At 33.7% G+C, this 1657-nt stretch carries 1 protein-coding gene; it reads right to left on the bottom strand.

The window, feature by feature from the left end; genetic code table 11:
- Positions 1-22: 22 nt before the first annotated feature.
- Positions 23-1657: IS1634 family transposase (locus IQ224_RS23350; RefSeq protein WP_194033549.1), on the bottom strand; the 1635-nt coding region annotated here is incomplete at its 5' end.

Genomic DNA, 1657 nt, shown 5'->3' with positions numbered 1-1657 from the left:
ATTAAATTGATAGAGATAATAATTAGGTGGCTAATTGATAGTAACGTAAACAATCATCTGGTAAAAGACGCAAGATAAAATCTCTGTCCTTATTCCAATTAGAAATATGTTCCTCCTGATTAAGTGTAATCAAATGAATACAATGAAAGCATTGAAAAATCCAGCGTAAAGTAGGGGAATTAGTTGCTTTACCTAATTGATTTTTAATTGTTGATTTAGACTCTTTCAGAGCATTTCTAATTTGACGTTGAGCCAATGTATAAACCAAGAGACATAAACCCATAATCATTCCCATAGACTCTATTCTCTCAGGACTTTTAAGGAAAATACTATCGGCAAAAAATAATGGGTCTTTGAGAAAACCAAACCCCCGTTCACATGATTGTTGAGCTTTATATTCCCTGAGCATAGAATCATCACTAAGTTCCTGTGAATCTAAAACATTCGTAGCAATAATAAAACGTCCTGCACTCAGCAATTCTGTATTAATTTTACTTTCATCCTGGCAGACTGTAGCTGATATTTGGTAGGATATTTCATTTAGAGAATCTTTTTTATTAGATTTGGCTGGAGTAACCTTACTTTCGTTAATTTGGTGATATTTGAACTGGGTTGATAATTTTGATAATGCCTTGATAGCATCTGCTTCACAAGCAAATCTCTCTTGTGATAACTTTTTCAAATCAAGAACCGCTTTTGATTCGGCTTTGGTAATTTTTTGGGTTAGTTTACGCAGGTCTGATTCTCTTCTTTCTTGACTTTGTACTACTAACCATCTTTGTTCTATTCCTGCATAATTTTCGGTTTTTGATACTAATTTATATCCTGGTATTGTACTATCAATAAATTCTGATTCTGGTATTGTTGATATTAATGATTTTGCTGCTTTTATGCTTAATGGTACTCGACATAACCACTGTAAATCTGACATCATTTTCAGGTTTGATTCTGTATATAAGGCAGAGTCAGCAACCATGAGACTATTAACTTCTAATTGTTTGTGATATTCTACTGCTATTTGACCAAAACATGATGAGTCTGCTTGGTTTCCTGATGCTAGTTTCAAAAATATTGGGATGTCTCCATCTCCTGAACATATCATTTCTATGATGAACTGTTTTAAGTCCGGCCGATGGTCACGAGAATAACCATAAGTGATGGTTATTTCTTTTGGTGATTTTACTGCTATTTCTTCTAATTCTTGGTTATTTCCTATTTTTTGATTCTCAAATATTACTTCTGGTAAGCTAGTGTTATACTGCCCATGTACGTGGATTGATGATGAGTCTAGATGTGATGTTGATAGTGATACTCCAAATTTTTGGGCGGCTTTTACTGCGATGATGAAAAATATTGTATCTAATCCTTTTATAAATAGTTTATCCATGACTCTCCCCAATTTATCGTCGTTGAGATATTCTGGTTTTACTCCTGTTCCTATTAGATGTTCACAGGCGATTGTTTCAAAATATTCGGGAAACATATATAAGGGTTTGGAAACAAATCCTAACCCGTTGATTATCATGGCTTTTACTACTTGACCTGCATTTACTTTTTCGTCTTTTTCGACTCCTATCAATTCGTTTATTATTTCTACTATTCCGATTGAGTCTATTATTCCTGCCACTATCCCTAGATGGTCTATGTTCTGAATTTC

Source organism: Microcystis sp. LEGE 00066 (genome assembly GCF_015207925.1).
Lineage (GTDB): Bacteria > Cyanobacteriota > Cyanobacteriia > Cyanobacteriales > Microcystaceae > Microcystis > Microcystis ichthyoblabe_A.
This window is presented reverse-complemented; position numbering and strand designations above follow the sequence as displayed.